The sequence below is a fragment of the Kineococcus rubinsiae genome (genome assembly GCF_011839805.1).
Lineage (GTDB): Bacteria > Actinomycetota > Actinomycetes > Actinomycetales > Kineococcaceae > Kineococcus > Kineococcus rubinsiae.
The window spans coordinates 12,430-34,511 of record NZ_VWPY01000044.1 but is presented as its reverse complement, the minus strand read 5'-3'; the positions used below and the strand labels follow the sequence as shown (position 1 = coordinate 34,511).

Annotated in this window: 18 protein-coding genes; 7 read left to right on the top strand and 11 right to left on the bottom strand. The window is 76.0% G+C overall.

Annotation, left to right across the window (positions count from 1 at the left end; genetic code table 11):
- From F1544_RS17590 to F1544_RS17575, 4 genes are all read right to left on the bottom strand, one after another.
- The coding region (locus F1544_RS17590) for a DUF7402 domain-containing protein (protein ID WP_208972107.1) at window positions 1–1,415 on the bottom strand (1,415 nt) is incomplete at its 3' end.
- A 153-nt stretch (window positions 1,416–1,568) separates the two neighbouring features.
- Window positions 1,569–2,156 carry a hypothetical protein gene (locus F1544_RS17585; protein ID WP_167587431.1) on the bottom strand — a complete coding sequence of 196 codons (588 nt, stop codon included), beginning with the start codon at window positions 2,154–2,156 and terminating at the stop codon, window positions 1,569–1,571.
- On the bottom strand, window positions 2,153–3,481 hold the full coding sequence (gene hisD / locus F1544_RS17580; protein WP_167587430.1) for a histidinol dehydrogenase: 1,329 nt from the start codon (window positions 3,479–3,481) through the stop codon (window positions 2,153–2,155). Before hisD ends, F1544_RS17585 begins: the two co-directional genes overlap by 4 nt.
- An 11-nt stretch (window positions 3,482–3,492) precedes the next feature.
- On the bottom strand, window positions 3,493–4,326 hold the full coding sequence (locus tag F1544_RS17575) for a PhzF family phenazine biosynthesis protein (RefSeq protein ID WP_167587429.1): 834 nt from the start codon (window positions 4,324–4,326) through the stop codon (window positions 3,493–3,495).
- A 73-nt stretch (window positions 4,327–4,399) separates the two neighbouring features.
- On the opposite strand from F1544_RS17575, the gene F1544_RS17570 reads away from it, so the two are divergent.
- The 3 genes from F1544_RS17570 (at window position 4,400) to F1544_RS17560 (ending at window position 6,909) form a co-directional block, all read left to right on the top strand.
- Window positions 4,400–5,071, top strand: a complete 672-nt coding sequence (locus tag F1544_RS17570; RefSeq protein ID WP_167587428.1) for an LON peptidase substrate-binding domain-containing protein — start codon at window positions 4,400–4,402, stop codon at window positions 5,069–5,071.
- Window positions 5,072–5,083: 12 nt separating this feature from the next.
- Window positions 5,084–5,593 carry a Cys-tRNA(Pro) deacylase gene (gene ybaK, locus F1544_RS17565; RefSeq protein ID WP_167587427.1) on the top strand — a complete coding sequence of 170 codons (510 nt, stop codon included), beginning with the start codon at window positions 5,084–5,086 and terminating at the stop codon, window positions 5,591–5,593.
- Between the two features lie 146 nt (window positions 5,594–5,739).
- Window positions 5,740–6,909 (top strand): GNAT family N-acetyltransferase, encoded by a 1,170-nt coding sequence (locus F1544_RS17560; protein WP_167587426.1) that lies wholly within the window; start codon window positions 5,740–5,742, stop codon window positions 6,907–6,909.
- A gap of 132 nt (window positions 6,910–7,041) precedes the next feature.
- Here F1544_RS17560 and F1544_RS25550 read toward each other — a convergent pair whose 3' ends face one another.
- A complete protein-coding gene (locus F1544_RS25550) occupies window positions 7,042–7,725 on the bottom strand; it encodes a class F sortase (RefSeq protein WP_208972106.1) in 684 nt (227 codons plus the stop codon).
- Entirely contained in the window at window positions 7,722–8,609 is an 888-nt protein-coding gene (locus F1544_RS17550) for a DUF4397 domain-containing protein (protein WP_167587425.1), read from the bottom strand. Before F1544_RS17550 ends, F1544_RS25550 begins: the two co-directional genes overlap by 4 nt.
- Window positions 8,610–9,172: 563 nt before the next feature.
- Here F1544_RS17550 and F1544_RS17545 point away from each other — a divergent pair.
- The 4 genes from F1544_RS17545 to F1544_RS17530 are packed head-to-tail and all read left to right on the top strand — an operon-like array spanning window position 9,173 to window position 13,813.
- Entirely contained in the window at window positions 9,173–10,093 is a 921-nt protein-coding gene (locus tag F1544_RS17545) for a glycosyltransferase family 2 protein (RefSeq protein WP_167587424.1), read from the top strand.
- Complete coding sequence (locus F1544_RS17540; protein ID WP_167587423.1) at window positions 10,090–11,475, top strand: glycosyltransferase; 1,386 nt, start codon at window positions 10,090–10,092, stop codon at window positions 11,473–11,475. Before F1544_RS17545 ends, F1544_RS17540 begins: the two co-directional genes overlap by 4 nt.
- A gap of 11 nt (window positions 11,476–11,486) precedes the next feature.
- Window positions 11,487–12,671 carry a glycosyltransferase family 4 protein gene (locus F1544_RS17535; protein WP_167587422.1) on the top strand — a complete coding sequence of 395 codons (1,185 nt, stop codon included), beginning with the start codon at window positions 11,487–11,489 and terminating at the stop codon, window positions 12,669–12,671.
- Window positions 12,671–13,813 carry a cellulase family glycosylhydrolase gene (locus F1544_RS17530; protein ID WP_244308993.1) on the top strand — a complete coding sequence of 381 codons (1,143 nt, stop codon included), beginning with the start codon at window positions 12,671–12,673 and terminating at the stop codon, window positions 13,811–13,813. Before F1544_RS17535 ends, F1544_RS17530 begins: the two co-directional genes overlap by 1 nt.
- 75 nt (window positions 13,814–13,888) lie before the next feature.
- On the opposite strand, the gene F1544_RS17525 is transcribed toward F1544_RS17530, so the two are convergent.
- The 5 genes from F1544_RS17525 to F1544_RS17505 all read right to left on the bottom strand — a co-directional run bounded on the left by F1544_RS17525 (window position 13,889) and on the right by F1544_RS17505 (window position 21,970).
- On the bottom strand, window positions 13,889–15,394 hold the full coding sequence (locus F1544_RS17525; protein ID WP_167587420.1) for a glycoside hydrolase 5 family protein: 1,506 nt from the start codon (window positions 15,392–15,394) through the stop codon (window positions 13,889–13,891).
- Between the two features lie 93 nt (window positions 15,395–15,487).
- Window positions 15,488–16,648, bottom strand: coding sequence for a glycosyltransferase (locus F1544_RS17520; protein WP_167587419.1), 1,161 nt, complete (start codon window positions 16,646–16,648; stop codon window positions 15,488–15,490).
- The gene (locus F1544_RS17515; protein WP_167587418.1) at window positions 16,645–17,802 is read right to left on the bottom strand and encodes a glycosyltransferase family 4 protein; all 1,158 of its coding nucleotides are present in this window, start codon (window positions 17,800–17,802) and stop codon (window positions 16,645–16,647) included. Before F1544_RS17515 ends, F1544_RS17520 begins: the two co-directional genes overlap by 4 nt.
- A 17-nt stretch (window positions 17,803–17,819) precedes the next feature.
- Complete coding sequence (locus tag F1544_RS17510) at window positions 17,820–18,602, bottom strand: hypothetical protein (RefSeq protein WP_167587417.1); 783 nt, start codon at window positions 18,600–18,602, stop codon at window positions 17,820–17,822.
- Window positions 18,599–21,970: a hypothetical protein gene (locus tag F1544_RS17505; RefSeq protein WP_167587416.1), complete on the bottom strand. Its 3,372-nt coding sequence runs from the start codon at window positions 21,968–21,970 to the stop codon at window positions 18,599–18,601. The genes F1544_RS17510 and F1544_RS17505 overlap by 4 nt, the downstream gene beginning before the upstream one ends.
- Window positions 21,971–22,082: the final 112 nt, after the last annotated feature.

Below are 22,082 nucleotides of genomic sequence, written 5' to 3'. Positions count from 1 at the left end.
GACCCGTCGTCCCCCAACGCACCCACCGCCACCGACGACCCGTCCGAGAACGTCAACGTCCCCGACGTCACCCGGTCATCGAGGTTCGGCCGGTCGAACAGCACCACGCGCGACAACGACACCGCAGCCGGCCACGACAACGTCAACGACGCACCCACACCCTCACCCGCACTCGCCCACTCCGCCGAGGACACCCCCGGGTACCCGTCCACCACACCGTCGACCGCCTTCGCCGCCGTCTGACCCGTCCCGGAGTTCTCGCTCGACGCCACCACCGACGCCGACCGCGCCAGGTCCACCGACGAACCCACCGGAGGGGACGTCGGCGACGTGGTCGGGGTCGTCGTGGGGGGCAGCGTGGTCGGGTCGGTCGACGGGTCGGGCTGCTGGGAACCCGCGACGGTGTACTGCCGCTGCAGCCAGGCCCCCTCGTCGCCGCGCCTCGACCCGGTCAGGCAGTCCTGCGCGGTGCGGCACTCGAGGAGGGCGTCGTACGGCGCGTAGGCCTCGAAGGCCGCGGCCTTGGCCGTGAACTCCGGGCTCGTCGTCGGGACGTTGACCGGGGAACCGGCGCCCGGGTAACCGGAGTAGCCCGCCAGCGTGGCGCCCGGGGCGACCGCCCGCACCTCGTCGCGCACGAGGTAGCCCACGGCGTGGTGGTCGCTGTGGTCCCCGTCGCCGAACGTCCCGGTGAAGTCGAGGGTCCGCACGTGGCTCGCGCGCTGGGCCAGGACGAGCGCCCCGAGCGTCGCCGACAGCTGCGCCCGCGTGTAGCTCGCACCCGCCCCGGCCCCGCTGTCGACCGTGCTGATGGTGGCGATCGACCCGGTGTAGAGCTTCTGCAGGCTGGCGTAGCGGGTGGTGCCGAAGCCCGACCCGTCCACGTTGCCGTCCGGGAGGCGCAGGAACGCGAGCGAGACGGTCGGGGCGTCGCGCAGGGTGGCGACGACCACGGGCTTCCCGGCGAAGGTGCGCGTCGTCGCCGTCCACTCGTCGGCCACCCCGGCCATCGTGGCGTAGGCGGCCTGCACGCCCTGCTCGCGCGCCTGCCAGTACCCGGTGCTCGTGGCGCGGCCCGCGTCGCCGGCCGTGACGTAGACGCCGCGGTAGCAGCTCGCCCCTGTCGTCGCGACGGCCACGGCGCGCAGGACGTCGGGGTTCTGGAAGAACAGGTCGTCGTCGGTGTGGGCGTCGACGGTGATCGAGGACCGGGGGGAGCACGCGGCGTCGTCGAGGACGCCCGCCGCCGAGGCGATCGACGCCGGGCCGGTGACCACGAGGGCCTGCAGGACGGCGGTCGAGACCGCGACGGCGAGCAGCCGGCGTCCCGGACCCCGGACGGACCGCAGGAGGGCGCGCGTGCGGCGCAGCCCCTCCCGGGCGTGGTCCGGGACGGTCCTGACGACGAGCGGCAACGGGTCCTCCGGCGTTCGGGGTCGCCGAGGTGATCGGCTCCCCCGAGGTTAGGAGCCTTCTGCGCCGTTCCCACCACGCTGAGCAGCGCCGCCACCCGTGCGGGTGCGCCGAACGCCCCGTTCAGCCCAGGCGGTGACGCGCGGCAGCCGCGGTCAGGGGCGGGGTTCCCCCGGTTCGCCGGCCCCGCCCTTGCCGCGGAACAGCTTCCAGAACGCGCCGATGCGGCTGCCCTCGCCCCCGTTGGCGGCCTGCTCGGCCTCCGCCGGGTCGAGGCGGCCCAGGACGAGCTGCTGGACGACGTCCGGCCACACCGACAGCAGGAGACCGGGCTTGGGGTCCTCGCCGCGCTTGCCGCCGGTCCAGGTCTGCCCCTCGATGGACTCCTCGCCGACGGTCAGCAGGACCAGTTCCGCGGCGCGCAGCACCGCGGAGAGCCGCTCGGCGTCGGCCTCGCCCGTGGCCGGGTCCTGGGTGACCAGGACGCACCCCAGGCCGCGCACGGGCACCACCCACGCGTGGAGCTCGGCGAGCGTGCAGACCTCGGCGAGCTTCGCGGCGTCCGCCACGGGGACGACGAGGACCGAGCGGATCGGCACCTTCGGGCCGAACTCCTTGGCGAACTCGGCGTCGAAGTCGAAGCCCTCCCCCAGCACGTCGTCGCCGGGCAGCTCGTCGCCGGGCCCGTCGCCGGGTCGGTCGCCGGGCCCGTCGTCGGGGCGGTCGTCGCCGGGGCCGGTCACGCGAACCTCGCCGAGACGGCCTCGCCGTGCGCGGGCAGGTCCTCAGAGTCGGCGAGGGCCACGACGTGCGGGGCCACCTCGCGCAGGGCGGCCTCGTCGTACGTCACGACGTGCAGGCCGCGCAGGAACGTCTGGACGCTGAGGCCGGCGGAGTGGGTCGCCGTGCCGCCCGTGGGCAGGACGTGGTTGGAGCCGGCGCAGTAGTCGCCCAGCGAGACGGGCGAGTGCGCACCCACGAACACCGCACCCGCGTTGCGGACCCGGGCCGCGACGGCGGGGGCGTCGACGGTCTGCACCTCGAGGTGCTCCGCGGCGTAGGCGTCGACGACGGCCAGGCCGGCGTCGAGGTCGTCGACGAGGACGATCGCGGACTGCCGGCCCCCGAGGGCCTGGGTGATGCGCTCGGCGTGCTTGGTCGTGGGCACCCGCAGGGCCAGCTGCTCGTCCACGGCGTCGGCGAGCGCCGCGGACGTCGTGACGAGGACGGCGGCGGCGACCGGGTCGTGCTCGGCCTGGCTGACGAGGTCGGCCGCGACGTGGACCGGGTCGGCGGAGTCGTCGGCGAGGACGGCGATCTCGGTCGGCCCGGCCTCGGAGTCGATGCCGACGACGCCCTGCACGTAGCGCTTGGCGGAGGCGACGTAGATGTTGCCCGGGCCGGTGACGACGTCGACGGGGGCGACGACGAGCTCGCCGTCGGCTCCGCGGGCCCCGTAGGCGAACATCGCGATGGCCTGCGCGCCACCGACGGCGTAGACCTCGTCGACGCCGAGCAGCGCGCACGCGGCGAGGATGGTCGGGTGCGGCAGGCCGCCGAACTCCTTCTGCGCGGGGCTGGTGACGGCGATGGAGACGACACCGGCCTCCTGCGCGGGCACGACGTTCATGACGACGCTCGAGGGGTAGACCGCGCGCCCGCCCGGCACGTAGAGGCCGACGCGGCTCACCGGGACCCAGCGCTCGGTGACCGTGCCGCCCGGGGCGAGGCGCGTCGTGGTGTCGGTGCGCCGCTGGTCCGCGTGCACGAGCCGCGCGCGGCGGATGCTCTCCTCCAGCGCGGCCCGCACGTGCGGGTCGAGCGCGGCCAGCGCGTCCGCGAGCGCCTGCGCGGGGACCCGGACGTCGGTGGTGCGGACGCCGTCGAAGCGCTCGGTGAGCTCGAGCAGCGCGGGGACGCCGCGGCGGCGGACGTCCTCGCAGATCGGGGCGACGGTCGCCAGGGCGGCCGCGACGTCGACGTCGGCGCGGGGCACGACGGCCCGCAGGGCGATCGGGTCGAGGGTCTGTCCCCGCAGGTCGATGCGGCGCAGGAGGGGTGTCGTCACGAGGGTGGAGTCTAGGGAGTGCGGGGGGCGCGCAGCTCCCCGTCCACCACCGTCACGGCCCGTCCGTGCAGGTGCACGCGGTCGCCGACGACCTCGACGCGCAGCACGCCACCGCGCGGTGACACCTGGTGCGCCAGGAACGACGTCCGGCCCAGCCGCGGCGCCCAGTACGGGCCGAGCGTGCAGTGCGCACTGCCCGTGACCGGGTCCTCCGCCACGCCGACGCGGGGGCCGAACCAGCGCGACACGACGTCGGGGGCGCCGAGGGAGGCGTCGTCGAGGCCGGGCCGCGGCGTCGTGGCCGCGGTGACGACGACACCGCGCGCCTCGACGGCCGCGAGCGCCCCGATGTCGGGGACCAGCGCCCGGACGATCTCCTCGTGGCCCACCTCGACGAGGACGTCCACGCCGTCGGTGGCCACGGCGACGGCGGGCGTGCCGAGCGCCGCGGTCAGGACGTCCACCAGCGGACCCGTCACCGGGGTCGTCGGCTGCGCCGGGAAGTCGAGGCGCACGGCCCCGTCGGCGTCGACGTCGGCGCGCAGGTCCCCGCTGCGGGTGGCGAAGGTGAAGGGCCCGCTCTCGCCGTCCTCGGCCAGCGCGTGCGCGGTGGCCAGCGTCGCGTGACCGCAGAGGTCGACCTCGACGAGCGGGGTGAACCAGCGCAGCCCGTAGGCGCCGGGGGCCTCCCCGCGCACCGCGAACGCCGTCTCGGAGAGGTTCAGCTCGGCCGCGACGTCGTGCATCCACGCCTCCGGGGCGGGTTCGTCGAGCACCACCACGCCCGCGGGGTTGCCCGCGAACGGGCGGTCGGTGAAGGCGTCGATGATCCGCAGTCGCACCACGCGGGGAGCCTAGGACGCGGGCCGTCGCGGGAGGTGCTCCGGGGGGCGGCGGCCAGAGCCTAGGGTGAGCCGGGTGACGCAGAGCCTCCCGCTGTTCCCCCTGGGCAGCGTGCTGTTCCCCGGCCTCGTGCTGCCGCTGAACATCTTCGAACCGCGCTACCGCGCCCTCGTCGCCGACCTCGTCGCGCAGGGCGAGGACGCACCCCGCGGCTTCGGCGTGGTCGCCATCAAGGCGGGGCACGAGGTCGGGGACGGCAACGTCCACGCGCTGCACGCCGTGGGCTGCGTCGCGCTGCTGCGCGAGGTCACGGAGCTGGAGGACGGCGGCTTCGAGATCGTCACCGTCGGGGCGTCGCGCTTCCGCGTCCTGGACATCGACGCGAGCGCCGGCACCCCGTACCTGACGGGCGTCGTCGAGCCGTTCGGCGAGGACGGCGACGAGGACGACGAGGACCCCGAGGTCCAGGTGCTCGCCGCGGGCGTGAGCCGCCGCTTCGACGAGTACCGCGACCAGCTGGACATCGGTGGCAGCACCGCGCCGGACGACCCGTCGGTGCTGTCCTACCTCGTGGCGGCCGCCGCGGTGCTCCCGCTCGTGGAGCGGCAGCGGCTGCTCGAGGCGCCCGACACCCGCAGCCGCCTGAAGGCCGAGCTGGACCTGCTCAAGCAGGAGCTGGGACTCATCACCACCTTCGGCACGGTCCCCGCCTCCGACGTGCCGGGCGAAGCGCCCAGCCCGAACTAGGGCGGGACGGGCGTGGCGAAGCGGCGCGCGGGGGCCGAGGCGGGCACGCCGGCCCTGCGCGTCCTGCAGGAGGCCGGTGTCCCCCACACCGCGCACCCGTACGCGCACACCGACGGTGAGACGCGCTTCGGCGACGAGGCCGTCCGGGCCCTGCAGCAGGCGGGCGTCGACGTCACGCCCGAGCGGGTGCTGAAGACGCTGCTCGCCGACGTCGACGGCCGCCTCGTCGTCGCCGTGGTCCCGGTGGCGACCTCGCTGGACCTCAAGGCGCTGGCCGCCGCCGTGGGCGGCAAGCGCGCCGCGATGGCCGACCCGGCCCGGGCGCAGCGCTCCAGCGGGTACGTGCTGGGCGGCATCAGCCCGCTGGGGCAGCGGACGGCGCTGCCCACGGTCGTCGACGATTCGGCGCTCGCCTGGCCCACCGTGCTCGTCAGCGGCGGGCGCCGGGGGCTGCAGGTGGAGCTCTCCCCCGCCGACCTGGTGCACCTGCTCGACGCCGTGGTCGCCGCGGTCGCCCGGTAGCGCCGGTCCCGCAGCAGGGTCCGGGAGTTCCTCGACGCGAACGGTGGAGATCCCCTCGGAGCGGGGGTGATCGGCCCTACGCCGAACCAGCGATGCTCGGCGTTCTCCCGGCCGACAGCGGCAGGCGGCCCGTTACCGTCGTCAGCATGGGCTTGGGAGGCAGCACGAACCACGATCCGCGACGCATCGAGGTCGTGACGGACGGTCGACGGTTCGAGGCCCTGCAGGCGGACTGGGAGTCCCTGTGGTCGAGGAGCAGCGGGGCCGGGGCCTCCGAGAGCTTCGACTACTGCCTGAACGCGTGGCGCGCCGTGGCAGAACCGCAGGGGCACCGGTTGTTCTGCCTGGTCGGCTGGCAGGACGACACCATGGTGGCGGCGTGGCCCCTGACCCTCTCCCGCAGGGCTGCGTGGACCGTGGGCCAGGCGCTCGGCGCGAGCGGCACGGAACTCCACCGGGTGATGACGGACGACGGCATCGATCAGCGCAGGTGGATCCGCAGCGCCTGGGACGTGCTGAGGAAGCGGTCGGGGGCGGACCTCGTGACGCTGCCCATGCTCCTCCCCGGCCCTGCCCGGGAAGAGCTGGTGGGCGCCAGGACCTACCGGACGGCGCTCGAGCCGGACGCCGCCGTGCACGTCGACTTCGGGGGCGCGAGCGACTGGGACTCCTACTACGAGTCGCTGAGCGCCAGCGGCCGCAGCAGGCGCGCGAAGGGCCGACGGCGGCTCGCTGCACGGGGAACCGTGAGCTTCGAGGTCGTCCGTGGCGGCGATCCCCGGGCCGCGGACCTCGTCCAGTGGACCCTGGAGAACAAGCGGGCCTGGTCCCGGCGCACGGGGAAGGACGGGTCGTGGCTGCACTCCAGCGCCTACCAGGACTTCCTGGTGCGCCAGTCGGCGACGACGACCGGGAACCAGGAGACCCTGGTGATGCGGCTGGTCCTCGACGAGAGGACCCTGGCGACGGCCATCTGCATCCTCAGCGGAGGAGTGCTGGAGGGGGTCATCGCCGCGTTCGATCCCGAGTACGACAAGTTCTCGCCCGGGGTCCAGCTGAACGACTGCTCGGTGAGGTGGGCCTTCGACCACGGCCTCGAGTACAGCCTCGGGCCGGGGACGGAGCCGTACAAGCTCTTCTGGGACGAGGACGGCGTCGTCGACCTGCTGACCCTCCAGATGACGACCTCGCGGTGGGGGATGACCGCTGTGGCAGGTCGACAGGCCGTGGAACGAGGCCGAGGTCTGCTCGCTCGGGCAGCGAGCCGGATCAGCGCCCCCGCGGCAGGAACGGTCGCGGCGGGGACGCAGGGCTGAGCCCCGACGCCGGCGAGAGCCGGGACACGTCGGGCGCGCAGGAGCGAGCGACGAGGCCGACGCCTCGTCGTGAGGACCACCACCCGACCCGGACGACGCGGCGTCCGGGTGACGACCGCTGAGGCGGTGCGGTCAGGACGCGTAGACGACCACGTTGTCGCGGTAGTGCCCCGACGAGCGGTCGAAGCTGCCGCCGCAGGTCACGAGGCGCAGCGCGGGCCCGGGCACCGGGCCGTACACGGTCGCGGTCGGGAAGGCGTCCTTGGCGTACTGCTCCACGCCGTCGACGTGGAGGACCACGAGCCGGCCGTCGGTCCGCGTGACCGTGACCTCGTCGCCGGGCGCGAGGTCGCGCAGCCGGAAGAAGGGCGCGGGTCCGCTGCGGGAGTCCACGTGCCCAGCGATGACGGCGGGGCCGACGTCGCCGGGCGGCGGGCCGCCGTCGAACCAACCGACCTGCTGGTAGTCCACCGGGACCTGCAGCGTGCCGTCCGCGGCCACGCCCAGGTCGATCAGCGGGACGTCGATGCCGGCGGCCGGGACCTGCAGGCGCACGGGGACGGCTGCGGGGTCCACCGGGCGCGGGCCCCCCGCGGGCACGGGGACCGAGCCCCCGCCGGGGCCGGGGTCTGCCGGCGCGGAGGCACCACCGGCCGGGGTGGTGTCCGGTGACGCCGGGGCCGCCGACGAGGCGGTGGCCGCGGGCGGGGAGGGGGAGGGCCCCGACGGTCCGTCGGAGGCCGTCCCGCCCGCGGCCGCGCACCCCGTGAGCAGCAGCGCCGCGGCGGTCAGCGCCGCGGCGCGCGGGAGCCTCACGCGGTCCGGCCGCGCACCCGTCGCCGCACCAGGACGGCCGCGAGGAGCAGCACGGCGGCGCCGGTGAGGACGGGGACGGAGTCGGGCCGCGGGGCGGAGGCCGCCGCGGCGGCCGTACCGCCGCCACCGGTCTGCGCGCCGCCGACCGGCATGGCCGCAGCCCCCGCCGCGTCGGTGACCGCGCGGACGCCCAGCGCCCCGTCGGCGTCGACGACGACGAGCGTGTAGACGCCGCCGGCCGCGAGGTCGACCGTCGCGGTGGCCGCGGGCAGCCCGGCGGCGGCGGTCTCCAGGACCCACTGCCCGGCGGGGACCGAGGCGTAGGCCGTGGGCTGGCCGAAGGCGGCGCCGTCGGCGATCACCGGCCCGTTGCGGGCCGTCACCGTGACGGCCGGGGCGGCCGAGGCCGCGGGCAGCACCCGGACGCGGACCTGACCGGCGGCGGGCGGGGTGAGGTCGTCCTGCAGCGTGGCCAGGCGCGGCGCCTGCAGCGACCCCAGACCGGCCAGCGTGTACGCCTTGCCGGCGTCGGCGGTGAAGGTGCTCGAGAGCACGGGCGCGCTCGTGCGGGCGGCGCCGGCGGGGCGCACCTCGGCCGTGTAGGTGCCCGGCGCGAGGCGCTGGTACGGGGCGACGTCGCCGTACCCGGCCCCGAGGGCCAGCTCGACGGTGGCGCCCCCGCCGGCGGGCGTGGCGGTGACGTCCATCGCCTGCAGCCCGGGGACGAGGTGCCCGGCGCGCACCCACGCGTCACCGGGCACGGTGGCGGCGCGCGCCCCGGTGGCCGTGAGCAGGACGAGCAGGACCGCGGCCAGGACGGCGGCGGCGAGCGACGCAGGACGGCCGGCGCGGCGCAGACCGCGCGGGTCGGAGATCGGTTCCACGGTTGGTTCTCCCTCGAGCGTGCCCACGCGGCACCGCACGGCACCGGGGACGACGACGGCCGGCGGGTGGGTTCCCGGAGGGAGGGTCGGCGGGTGCCGAACTCGCGACTCCGCACCGCGGCGCGGTCGTCAGTGTGACCCACTTCCCGCACCCGCGCACTCGCCCCGCCGGTGCCGGGGTGTCGACGGCCCACGCGACGGCCGCAGGACCTCACCCGGGCCTCGACTCCGACCGGTTGCGCCACAACGCCTCCGCCGCACGCACCGTCCTCCCGGCCCGGGTGGGGATCCCGGACGGAGTTCCTCGGGAACCCCGACCGCGCAGGTCCCACGCCCGGAGGTGAGGACGCCGTCGCCGCGACGAGACCGGCATTTTATCGACAGCGAGTGACATGTCCTCTACACAGCGATTTTGTCGCCTGAACGGCCCATCCGGTCGGCGCACCGCGCCGAAGGGCATCCGTGGTCGCCCCTCGTCCCGGAACCGCGACGGTCGCCGACTGCGCGCCCCTCGACGACGCGGGCACCCGACATCACCGCCCATCCGCCGGAGGTTCAGCACCATGACGACCCAGCTTCGCGACGCGACGACCCCGAAGGTCACCATCATCGTCCCGGCCCGCAACGAGGCCAGGAACCTCGAGGTGGTCCTGCCGCAGCTGCCACCCGTCCACGAGGTGATCGTCGTCGACGGGCACTCCACCGACGACACCGCCGAGGTCGTGGCGCGGGTCCTGCCGAGCGCGACCTTCCTGCAGCAGACGCGCAAGGGGAAGGGGAACGCCCTCGCCGTGGGTTTCGAGGCGGCCACGGGCGACATCGTCGTCATGTTCGACGCCGACGGCTCCGCCGACCCCCGCGAGATCGGCGACTTCGTGGCCGCGCTGGTCGCCGGCGCCGACTTCGCCAAGGGCAGCCGCGTGCTGGCGGCCGGCGGGAGCGAGGACATCACCCTCGTCCGCGACGCCGGCAACCGGATGCTGACCCTCGTCACGAACCTGCTGTTCCGCACCCGGTACACCGACCTCTGCTACGGCTACAACGCCTTCTGGCGAGACGTGCTGCAGCACCTCAGCATCCCGTCCTCGCGGCTGACCACGGCGCAGTGGGGCGACGGCTTCGAGATCGAGACCCTCATCAACTGCCGGGTGGCCGCGGCGGACCTGCAGATCCACGAGGTGCCCAGCGTGGAGCTCCAGCGCCTCCACGGCGAGAGCAACCTGCACGCCGTCCGCGACGGCCTGCGCGTGCTGAAGACGATCCTGAGCGAGCGCTGGCGAGACGGCCGCACGCACACCTCCGCGCCCGCCGCCGAGGCCCGCAGCGTCGCCCACGCCCCGTCCCCGCAGGTCGCCGCACAGCGTCAGGCGGCCGTCGACGAGAACCTGACGCCGGTCCCGGAGACGGACACGGTCATCGACCTGCGGGCCCTCGAACTCCGCCTGGACTCCGGCACCCGAGAGAACGCGCGGGAGAGCGCGTGACGGCGGAGGCAGCAGGGCGGGTTCCCCGCGTCCTGGTCGTGGGTTCCGGGTGGCGCTTCACCTCGGGGATCAGCTACTACACCTGCCGCCTGACGAACGCGTTCGCGGCCGTCACGCCGACGAGTGCGCTGCTCATGCGCCGCCTCGTGCCGCGCGCCCTGTATCCGGGGCGCGAGCGCGTGGGGACCGTCGTGAACGACCTGCAGTACGCCCCGGGCGTCGAGGTCCTCGACGGCGTCGACTGGTACTGGGGGCGCACGGCCCCCGCGGCCGCGGCGTTCCTCGCCGAGCAGCGACCCGACGTCGTCGTGCTGCAGTGGTGGACCGGCGCGGTGCTGCACTCCTACCTGCTGATCGCGACCCTCGCGCGGCGCCGCGGCGCGAAGGTCGTCGTGGAGTGGCACGAGGTCCAGGACACGGGCGAGGCCCGCGTCCCCGGCGTGGTGCGCTACGTCCGGCTCGCGATGCGGGCCCTGCTGCGCCGCGTCGACGCGCACGTCGTGCACTCCGCCTTCGACGCGGCTGCGCTGCAGGACGTCTACGGCCTCGACCCCGCGACGGTCACGACGATCCCGCACGGCCCCTACGACCACGTCGTCGACGGCGACGCGGTTCCCACCACCGTCCTCCTGCCGCACCGGCGGACCTCCGCCGAGGACCGGCCGACCGGTGACCGGCCGACCGGGGACGTCCCCGGCGACCCGGACGCGATGGCTCCGATGCGGCTGCTGTTCTTCGGCACGATCCGGCCCTACAAGGGCCTCGAGGACCTGGTCGAGGCGTTCTCCGCGCTGCCCCGCGAGGTGGCCGAGCAGTTTCGGCTGAGCATCGTCGGGGAGACCTGGGAGGGCTGGACGCACCCCCTGGACGCCGCCGCCGCCAGCCCCCACGCCGACCTCATCGACGTCGTGAACCGCTACGTCAGCGACGCCGAGGTGCGCGAGCACTTCGCCCGGGCGGAGGCCCTGGTCCTGCCTTACCGCCGGTCCTCGGCCTCCGGTCCGCTGCACATGGCGATGAGCGCGGGCCTGCCCACGGTCGTGACGTCGGTCGGCGGGCTCGTCGAAGCGGCCGCGGAGTACGACGGCGCCCTGGCCGTACCCCCCGCCGACCCGGCGGCGCTGGCCGTGGCGCTGCGGCAGCTGCTGTCGCTGAGGGGCCACCGCTACGCCGACCCGCACTCCTGGTCGAACTCCGTCGACGCCTACCTCGGGGTGTTCTCGGGCCTCGGGGTCCCCGGGGCCGGCGAGGTGTCCCGGGCCGCCGGGACCCCGGTGGTGCTCGACCTCACCGCGCTGAACGACGCCTCCCCGCAGCGGGACCCCCGCTCTGTCGCGGACGCCGGTCACCAGGACCCCTCGCTGTCCCGCCCCTCCGTCTGACGGGAACCGCCATGGTCCTGCACTCCCCCCGCGCGCCGGCGGGTCCCGCGAGGGCCCCCGCGGGTCCGGCGCCCGGCACCGCCGTCCCGCGGCGGCGCACCACGACCGGCCTGCTGCTCGCCTCGCGGGGCGACGCGCTGACGCCGTACCTGTTCGAGGAGCTCGAGCGCCGGTTCCCCGTCGCGGGCCGCATCGCGTGCGACCTCACGGCGTGGCAGCGGGCGGCCGTGGCGCTGACGACGTTCCGCCCCTCGCGCGTGCGGTGGGCGGAGCAGTTCTTCAAGAGCGGCCTGGGGTACCGCCTGCGCACCGTGCGCGCGGCCCGGGAACGGTTCCGGGTGGGCGACCCGCACGCCCCGGTGTTCCAGGTGCACGCCCTGTTCGAGGTGCCCGACGCCGCGACGTACCTGTACGTCGACTGCACCCACCGCCAGTCCGCGGAGCACTGGCCGGCCTGGAACCCGCTGCGGGGCAGAGCGCTCAGGCGCTGGTACGCGCGGGAGGAGCGGGCCTACCGCGCGGCCGCGCACGTGTTCGCCTTCAGCCGCGCGACGCGGCGTTCGCTGGTCGAGGACTACGGCGTCGACCCCTTCGCGGTCACGGTCGTCGGGGCCGGCATCAACGGCGGCCTCCTGCCCTCCTCCACCGCGCGGCGCCGTGCCGGGTGGTGCGCGGACGGCCCGTCCCTGCTGTTCATCGGCAACGACTTCGCCCGCAAGGGTGGCCCGGACCTGCTGCGGGCCTTCGCCGAGCTGCGCCGGGAGTTCCCCGGCGCACGGCTGCGGCTGGTCGGCACCCGTCCCGACGTGCCCCCGCAGCCCGGGGTCGAGGTGCTCGGGCGCGTGCACGACCGGGATCGCATCGCCGAGCTCTACGCGGACGCCGACGTGTTCGTGCTGCCGACGGTCTTCGACCCGCTGCCCCTGGTGCTGCTGGAGGCCATGGCCCACGGCGTGCCCGTCGTGACGACGGCGTCGTGCGGCATCCCCGACGTGCTGCGCGACGGCCGCGAGGGGACCGTCGTCCCGGCGCGGGACCCGGGCGCCCTGGCCGCGGCGCTGGCGCGGCTGCTGCGCTCCCCCGACGCCGCGCTCGCCATGGCCGACGCGGCCGCCCGCCGCGCGACGACCGAGTTCAGCTGGAGCGCCGTCGTCGACCGGATGGCCGCGGTGCTGCACGCGCCGCCCCCCGCGTGATGCGCACCCGCTGGAGGACCCTGCTCGGCGCGGTCGTCGCCGCCCTGCTGACCGCCACGACGCTCGTCGCGTGCTCCGCGGACGAGGCGGACGGCTTCGTGACGCGCGAGGGCCGGCAGCTCGTGGTGGACGGCAGCCCCTTCCGCTTCGTCGGGGTGAACCTCTACGACGCCGCGGCCAGCGACCGCTACTCCTGCCGTCCGGCGTCGCGGATCCCCGCGGACGACCTGGAGGAGCAGTTCCGGTGGCTGCGCGAGGACGCCGGCGTCACGGTCGTGCGGTTCTGGGCCTACCAGACCTACACGGACTCCGGCCGGGACTTCAGCGCGGTCGACCGCGTGGTCGAGGCGGCACGGCGCGCCGGTGTGCGGCTGCTCCCGGTGCTCGAGGACGGCCCGGGCGACTGCAGCACGGGCGAGCCGGGGACCTCCCTCGCCCAGGCGGACGGCGGGCGGTACTACTCCGAGGGCTACCGCCGCCCCTACGGCGACGCCCGGTCGTCCCTGCGCGACTACGCGCGCGCCATCGCCACGCACTACCGCGACGAGCCGACGATCCTCGGCTGGATGCTGGTCAACGAGGCCGAGACGTCCGAGCGCGACAGCCGGGGACGCTCGGTCCTCGTGAGCTTCGCGGGAGACCTGTCGGCCGTCGTGCACGCCGCCGATCCGAACCACCTCGTGACGCTGGGGACGCAGGGCAACGGCGCACCCGGCGGCAGCGGGGCCGACTTCCGCGAGGTCTACAACCAGCAGGGTCTGGACTTCGTCGAGGTGCACGACTGGGCGCGCTACGGCTCGGACACCGAGGCGCTTCCGGGTGCCGACGGCACGACCCTTCCGGACCCCGGTTCCGCGGAGTGCACCAGCACGTCCGCCCCCGTCGCGTGCTCTTTTGCCATCGCGCGCGAGATCGGCAAACCCCTGGTGGTGGGCGAGGCCGGCATCACGGCGACCGACGCCGCCGGCCGGCAGCGGCGGGCGGACCTGCTGCAGGCGAAGGTCTCCGCGGCCCTGACGGCCGGTGCCGCCGGCTACCTGCTCTGGCACTACAGCTCGACCGGCACCGACGGCTACGACCTCGTCCGCTCCACGGGGGACCCGGCGTTCGGTGTCCTGCACCGCGCGGCGGCCGGCCTGTGAGGGCGGTCGCCGGCCCTCGCGCGGTCGCCGGTTGAGCCCCCCCGCGACCACCGGCCGCGACGCGGCCCCGGGACCTCAGGCGGCGCAGGCCGTCCGGGTACCCGTGTCCGCGCTCGCGGAGAAACCCCCGAGCACGCGGCTCGCGGACAGCCCGGCGACGCGGTAGGCCGCGACGCCGATCGAGCGCGCGGCCGCCGAGCTGTCCGTCCACAGGGGCCCGTTCGCGACGCGCTGGTCGGTCGCCTCCCACGTCAGCGTCTGCCAGGTCGCCCCGGGCGTGGTCCGGTCCAGGCGCTGCACGACGTAGACCACGGCGGGGCTCGCACCGCGCCAGCTGAGGGCCTGGCCCGACGCGGTGCGCGTGACGGTGACTCCGCACGGCGTGGGCGGGATCGCCCACCGCGGCGGTTCCGGCGCCCCCACGGCGCGGGCGAAGGCCTGCAGCGTGCCCGTGCGGGCCCGCTCGTCGGCGGTGCGGCCCGGGAAGAAGTACTGGTAGCCGTCGTCGTGGTCCACGAACCCCGCGGTGTCGTGGTGCGCCACCACCGACCAGGTCAGCGCGCCCGCGGCACCGCTGGTGCGCACGGCGTCCAGGAACGTGGCCAGGGGTTCCCCGCCCCGCGCCCCGTTCCACGCGTACTCCCCGACGAGGTAGGCCTTGCCGTGGCGCGCGGCCGTGGCCGCCGAGGAGCGGACCCGGTCCAGCTGCATCGGGTAGAAGTGGTCGTCGACGACGTCCACCGAGGCGATGTCGAGGCTGGGTTCGTGCAGGCACCCCGTCCGGCAGGACGGGTCGGTGCCGTGGCCGTCGACCACGAGCTGCTTCGGGGCGACGCGGTCGAGGTGGTCGGCGACCGCCCGCGTCCACGAGCCGTCCCAGTGGTTGCCCGCGCAGGTCTGGCACCACATCTCGTTGCCGGTCTCCCAGCCCATGATGGTGGGGTCGTCGGCGTAGCGCAGGCCCGTGTAGGGGTTCACGTGCTCGACGACGTGGGTGATGTAGGCCTGGTAGTCGGCGATGACTCCCGGGTCGGAGAAGAACGCCGACTCCCCCAGGCCGCGCCAGCCCGTGAACGTGTTCTTGCTGCCGTGGTAGTAGTCCCAGTTGTCCACGAGGGTCACGACGAGGCGCTGGCGGTAGCGCGCGGCCGTCGCGACGGCGTAGTCGAGGGAGGCGAAGGCGCTGTCCTGGAACGTCCCCCGCGTCGGCTCGATGCAGCGCCCGCAGCCGACGAGCCCGCCCCAGGTGCGCACGACGGTGCCGCCCGCGGCCTGGGCGGCGCGGAAGGCGTCGTCGACCCGGAACCTCGTCGGGTAGGTCGGGGCGCCCGCGGCATCGCGGACGTTGTCGTCCAGGCCCAGCCAGTAGACGTTGGTGCCCGAGAAGCGGAACGGGGCCCCGGCCAGGGTGAGGCCGGAGCCGCTGCGCTGCACGAAGCTCGACGCGGGCGGCGGGGTCGCGGCCTCGGCGCGGGGCGCGCCCGCGGTGAGGCCCGCGGCGACGACCAGCGCGACCAGCGCGGCGGTGAGCAGGCGCCCCGCCCGCAGGAGGGTCCTTCCGGTGGCGCGCGCGACGGGCATGGGTAGCCCTCGACCGTCCGGGGCGGTCCCTTGAGCCTTCCACCGCTCCCGCCTCCCGGCCGGGCCGGTCCCGCCGGTCGGGCGGGGACCGCCTCACGGGCGGCGGGCCGCCAGCAGCCGGCGGTGCAGGGCGTCCACGGACGCCGCGGCGGCGGCCGCCCCGTAGCGGGCGGTGAGCTCCGCGGGCACGGGCCGGCGGTGCAGCCCGCGGCGCTCGAGCTCCGCCAGGCCCGCCCGCAGCCCCTCGGCCCCCGGGGCCGCCGGCACCGCCCCCTCCGGGACGGTGGGCAGCTCCGTCAGGGCGGGGCACTCCACGAACACCACGGGCAGGCCGGCGGCCACGGCCTCGACGACGGCCATGCCGAACGTCTCGTCGCGCGAGGCGCTGACGACGACGTCGGCCGCCGCGAGCACCCGGGGCACGTCACCGCGCGGGCCGAGCCAGCGCACGGCCCCGGCGACGCCGAGGTCGGCGGCGAGGGCCTGCAGCTCGCCCAGCAGGTCGCCGGCGCCCGCGACGAGCAGGACGTGCCCGCCCGCGAGCAGGCGGGGCGCGCACGCGCGCAGGACCTCGTCGACCCGCTTGACGGGGTCCAGGCGGCCCACGACCGCGAGCGCCACGTCGCCGTCCGCGACCGACAGCTCGGCGCGCACGGCCGCCCGGTCCGCCGGTCGCGGCGCGAGCGCCTCGACGTCGACGCCGTTGTCCACCACCGTGATCCGCGCCGGCGCGACGCCCCAGCCCTCGAGCCGCTCGGCCGTCGTCGCGGACACCGCGACGGTGTGCGTCGCGAGGCGCTCCAGCCCCCGGTACAGCCCGCGCAGCCACCAGGCGTGCGGGCGGCCCTCGACGGTGTCGGCCATGAGGGAGTGCTCGCTGGAGACCACGACGGGCACCCCCGCGAGCCGGGCCGCCGGGATGCCCCACAGCTGCGCCGCGAGCAGGTGCACGTGGACGACGTCGGGGGCCCAGGCGCGCAGCAGCCGCGCGAGGCGCAGCACGGCGAGGGGCTTGCGCCAGCCGTCCATGCCGAGGACCCGCACGCGGTCCCCGCGGGTCACCATGGCGTCCCCGACGGGACCGGCCTCGTAGAGGGCGACGGTCGCGGTCTCGGACGTGCTGCGCTGCACCAGCATCTCCAGCTGCCGCTCCGCGCCGCCCGTCGTCAGCGTGGTGATGACGTGGACGACCCGCAGGGGGCGGCCGGTGGTGCCGGGCGCGGCGGACGGCGAGGAGCCGCGGGCGGTGCTCACCGGCGGACCGTCCGCAGCGCCGTGCGGTAGACCTCGGCGGTCGCCGCCGCGCTGGTCTCCCAGCTCGGCAGGTCCAGCGCCCGCGGCCGGTGCGGGGCCCCGCCCCGGGCGGCGACGGCCTGCAGCTCCTCGACGAGGGCGTCGGCGAGGACCCGCGGCGAGCTCTCGAGCGGCACGCCACGCACGAGCCCGTCCTCGACGAGGTCGCCGATGCCGGCGACGTCGGCGCCCACGACGGGCAGTCCGAGCGTGACGGCCTCCATGACGCCCACGGGGTGAGCCTCGTAGTCGGACATCGCGGCCATGACGCTCGCGGCGGAGAGCTCCCCCGCCATGGCGGCGCGGTCGGCCGGGGGCAGCGAGCGGATCGCCACCGCGTCCGCGACGCCGAGCCGCCGGGCGCGCTCGCGCAGCTCGGCCTCGAAGGGCCCGGCGCCGAGCACGACGACCGTGGCGCCCGGCACCCGCTCGCGGACCAGCGGCAGGGCCTCGACCACGCGGTGGTGGCCCTTGTAGCGCTCCAGCCGGCCGCTGGAGACGATGCGGCCCGGCACGGGCGCTTCCCCCGTCGGCGAGGGAGGCAGGGCACCGCCGTTCGGGATGACGCTGAAGCGGTCCTCGGGCAGGCCCGTGAGCGCCGCGAACGCCGAGCGCTCGAAGCGGCTGACCGCGATGAGGCGCCGCGCCCGGCGCAGCAGCGGCGCCAGCACCCGGTACTGGGTGTCGCGCATCGCCGTCCGCGTCGCCGAGGAGTGCCCCCCGCTGTGGAAGGTGAGCACGAACGGGGTGCGGGAGGCGACGGCGCCCAGCATGGCCAGCGGCGGGGCGAGGGTGTTGACGCCCTGGACGTGGACGAGGTCCCAGTCCCCGCGCGCGATGACGGCGGGCAGCGCCGGGGAGAGGTAGAGGTCGCCCTCGCGCGGCCACGAGCGGCGGCGCTGCACCGCGAGCCCCGCGACAGTCTCGGTGCGCGGCAGGGCACCGCTGCGGTCGGTGGCCAGGACGGTGAGGTCGAACTCCCCCGTGGCCGCGAGCCGCGACGCGACCTCGGCGACGTGGGTCTCCAGCCCGCCCATCTCGGGGAAGAAGCGCTGGACCACGTGCAGGACGCGGGGACGGCGCCCGCCCCGGCCCGTGACGGGGCCTGTGCTCACTCCGGGCGCGGCGGCGGTCACCGGTTCACCACGAGGGTGCGCAGCGGCCGGACCTGGCCGGGGTTGCTGACGGTGACCACGACGCGGCCCGTGGTCGGGACCACGACCGTGGTGGAGACGGACCCGCCGGCGGGGACGCTGAGGACGGGGTAGGTGACCGCCGAGCCGTCGCCGGGATCGGTGCGCAGCTCCAGCGCGCCCGTGGCCTCCTCGGCCGAGACGACGACGACGGCCTGCGTCCCCGCCAGGGACGCGATCGACATCTGCACGGGGGTGTCCTCACCGGCGGTGGTGCTGCGGACGGCGACGACGAGGGCCACGACGGTCACCGCGGCGGCCGCGAGGACCCAGGGGGCGTGCCGCAGCGCCGCCCGGCGCCCGTCGCCGGGGACGGCGTCCACCACGTCCTCGGCGGGTACGGCGCGGGTCGGGGGGCGCACGAGGGAGACCAGGAGGCAGACCAGCGCGACGACCTGGAGGGCGACGGCCCACGTGCCCGGGTGCAGCCCGGCGGGGCTGAGGCCGAGCACCATCCCCGTGAGCGCCAGGGCGACGAGGCTGCCGCCGACCCCGACGAGCAGCGCGTCGAGGCCGCCCCGTCCGCGGTGCCGGACCAGCCGGGCCGCGGTCGCGGCGACCGCGAGGAGGGTCAGCGGCGCGCGCACGCCGACCGGGAGGTCGCCGACGACCGCCGTGGCGGCGAGGACGACGAGGACCGCGGCCACGACCGCCCCGCCGGGGCCCACGGCGTCCGCGGGCGCCTCGTCCACCGCGGGCGGGGACGTCACGGGCGCGCTCACCGGTCCAGCCCCGAGACGTCGTACACGGCGATCGACCCGTTGTCGTAGATGCGGTCCACACCCTTCACGTCGTCGAACTTCTGCAGCGCGGCGGCCGGGACGGGCGTGGTGCGCCCGTCGGAGCCGAACTCGCCGCTCTCGATGTACACGCCCTGGTTGGGCAGCCCGAAGGCGTCGCGCCGGTCGACGACCACGTAGCGGATCCCCGCCTCGCGGACGAGACGCACGTCCTCCTCGCCGAAGTCCGGGCTGAGGACCAGGCGGGAGGCGTCGATGCCGGTGGAGATGTGGCGGACGGTGAACTGCCCGCCGTCGGCGGCGGCCAGCAGGCCGGTCACGCGGTCGGCGTACACGCGGCTGTCCGCGGGCAGGGCGGTGGCCATCCAGTCGGCCGCCGCGAGGTTGTCGGCGTCGACGCTGCGCGCGTCGGCGGAGACGAGGAACGGCCCGGGCAGCTGCGCCGCGACGGTCCCGGAACCGAGCACGACGCCTCCGAGGAACGTGAAGGTCGCTGCGGCGCCGAAGATCCCGGCCCGGCGGCGGGTCGGGGCGTGGCGCGCGAACCACCAGGCCACGACGAAGGCGACCCCCAGGAAGACGAACCCCGCGGCGCGGTCGCCGACCTCGGCCGTGGCCCGCGCGACGTGCCCGCCGGGGATGACGGGGTACAGCACGGCGACGAGGACGAGCAGGGCGGCCGGCGTGTGGCGGGCCCGGAACCACGCGCGCGCGGCCCAGAGCGAGGGCAGCAGCGCGGCCACGGTGACGAGCAGCGCGCCGATGAGCAGCACCTGCTCCCACGGGGCCGGGCCGACGCCGGCGGTGTTCGCGAACAGGGCCTTGGTCTGGCGGCCCTCGACCAGCGACGACAGGTCCGACGACGAGCTCGTGACGATCGAGCCGAGGTAGCTGGCCAGGGTGTTGCCGGGGTTGGCCAGCATCGCGGCGAACACGACCACCCCCGCGCCGGCGACGACCGCGAGGGCCCCGGCCTCGTCCTCGCGGCGGCGGCGCAGCACGAGCTCCAGCACGAACCAGCCGACGAAGGCGGCGACGAGCAGGGCCGCCGTGACGTGGTGGGTGACCACGACCGCGGCCATCGCGAGCACGGGCAGCACGAGCCCGCGGCGCCTGCCCCGCTCGCGCGTGAGGAACACCGCGACGGTCAGCACGGCCAGCGGCAGCGCGAGCGTCTGGTAGGAGAACTGCGAGTTGAAGAACAGCATCTGGGGGTTGCAGGCGTAGACCACGACGGCGATCGCGCCGGCCCGCGCGGAGCGGGTGATCCGGGCGACGACCACGACGATCCCGAGGCCCAGGACGAGTCGCGCGGCGAGCAGGACCAGGACCGAGCTCGTGTGGGCGCCGAGGCCCGTGAGGTCGCGGACCCCGTCGGTCACGACCTCCAGCCCCGGGTAGTAGGAGGTGATCGGGAGCAGGGGGTTCTCGCCGAACAGGCGTCCGGTGTCGCCGATGATCCGCAGCAGGTTCGCGTGCAGCAGCTCGTCGTGGAACATGAACCGGGTCGGGTACAGCACGGTCCGGCTCAGCTGAAGCGCCACGACGGCGGCCACGGCCACCGTCGTCCGGGCTGCCGCGGGCACGCGCGGCCAGGCCACGACGAGCGCCGCCGGGGCGACGACGAGGACGAGCCCGAGCTCCCACAGCACCTGCGTGGCCCCGCCGTCGTCGCCCGTGGTGCGCGCGCGGTCCACGGCGAAGGCCATCGACAGCAGACCCAGGGCCATGGTGAGCAGCGCCGGGCCCGTCAGGGGCACGCGGCGACGGCGCGGTGCGGGTTCCGCGGCGACCACCCGGGCGGGGTCGCGGTCCGCGGCCCTCTCGCCGGTGGGCGCGGCGGCGCGGCCGGGACCCGGCGGTGTCGCGTCGTCGTCCCACAGCAGCCTCGAGGCTGGCGGCGGGTCGAGGCGGGCCCGGGCGGCGGGCACGCTCCCGTCGGTGGGGCGTGCAGCGTCCACGTCGTCCTTCCAGAGCGGTCCGTCCACGGGGACCGGGCCCGCCCGGCGCCCAGTCGGAGCCGGCTCGCCGTCCCGGAAGCGGCGGTGGGCGCGCACGAGGGGCACCGCCAGGACCAGGGCCTCGAGGAAGAGGACGCCGACCCAGCCGACGCTCAGCCCGACGACGCCTCCGAGGGAGGCCCCGACGAGGGCGCCGGCCAGCTCGGCGACCGTGAAGACGACGAGGACGAGGGTGGCCTCGCTGGTGCGCCCCTGCACGCGCCGCAGGGCCACGAAGTGGTCCTTCACGACGAACGGGAGACCGGCCAGCACGAGGATGCGCAGCACGTCGGCGCCGTCGGCGGCGTACTCGGCACCGAAGATGCGCAGCACGTGGGGCGCGAGCGGCAGCAGGGCGAGGTCGGCGGCCAGGCTCACGCCCAGCCCCAGCGGGACGGTGACGCGCATGCGGCGCAGCACCTCGCGCGGATCGCCCTCCGCCGCGGCGAAGAGGCCGATGGAGAGGGCGTAGGGCAGGGCGAAGACGAAGCCCGTGAGCTGCAGCGCCGCCCCGAAGGGGGCGTTCGCGCTGGACGAGATCGTCGCCGTGACGAGGACCGGCAGGAGCATGAGCGGGCTCTGCAGCGTCGTGTTCAGCGCGTGGTGGCTCAGCGCGCGGCGCCCGAGCCCCTGCAGGGCGGACAGGTCGACGAGCCGGCGGGAGGACTGCAGCGCGCGGCCGCCGCGGGTGCGGTGCGCGACGAGGGGCAGCGACACGACGGTGCCCACGGCCCAGGCCGCGAAGATCGCCATGCCGTCGGTGGCGCCCACGGCGGCCAGGGCCAGCAGCGCCGCGACCTTGGTCGCGCTCGCCACGACGTTGCGCTCCAGCTGCAGGCGGCCCGAGCCCAGCACGAGCACGGCCTGGTCCAGGACGAGGACGACGGCCGCGAGGCCGGTCCCCACGGCGAAGAGGGTCGCGTGCGCGGGTGAGCCGGCGATCTCGGCCAGGTTGCCGATGCCCAGCAGGTGGATGGCGACGAAGGGCACCACGACCGCGAGCAGCGTGGCCGCGACCGCGGCGACCGCGAGCGCGGTCCGCACCGTGACGCGGCGCAGCGCCTGGTGGGTGCGGGGCAGCTGGGCGATGAGCAGGGTGCCGAGCCCGAGGGTGCCGAGGGCCCCGATGAGGCCCATGGCCGACACGGCGGCGTTCGCGACGCCGAACTGCCGGGTGGTGAAGCCGCGGGAGGCGATCGTCCAGAACAGCAGGCCCAGCACGCTCGTCGCCGCCTGGGTGCCGACGAGCGAAGAGCTGATCCGCAGGATCCGCTGCAGCCCGCTGGGGCCCGACGGGTCGAGGGCGGGCGCGGGGGCCGGGTCCGTGGACGTGCTGACACCCGGGGACATCGATCTCCTCGTGTTGGGGGGCTCCGGACCGCGTCCTCGCGGGTGCAGCAGGTCGAGAGCGACACCGGAGCGCGGACGGGCCCGGCGTCGGACCACGAGCTGTTCGGCGCCG

Coding starts and splice junctions, on each gene's coding strand:
- F1544_RS17525 (WP_167587420.1), bottom strand. CDS start 15,394: ATGCCCGTCGCGCGCGCCACCGGAAGGACCCTCCTGCGGGCGGGGCGC.
- F1544_RS17505 (WP_167587416.1), bottom strand. CDS start 21,970: ATGTCCCCGGGTGTCAGCACGTCCACGGACCCGGCCCCCGCGCCCGCC.
- F1544_RS17530 (WP_244308993.1), top strand. CDS start 12,671: ATGCGCACCCGCTGGAGGACCCTGCTCGGCGCGGTCGTCGCCGCCCTG.
- F1544_RS17545 (WP_167587424.1), top strand. CDS start 9,173: ATGACGACCCAGCTTCGCGACGCGACGACCCCGAAGGTCACCATCATC.
- F1544_RS17560 (WP_167587426.1), top strand. CDS start 5,740: ATGGGCTTGGGAGGCAGCACGAACCACGATCCGCGACGCATCGAGGTC.
- F1544_RS17535 (WP_167587422.1), top strand. CDS start 11,487: ATGGTCCTGCACTCCCCCCGCGCGCCGGCGGGTCCCGCGAGGGCCCCC.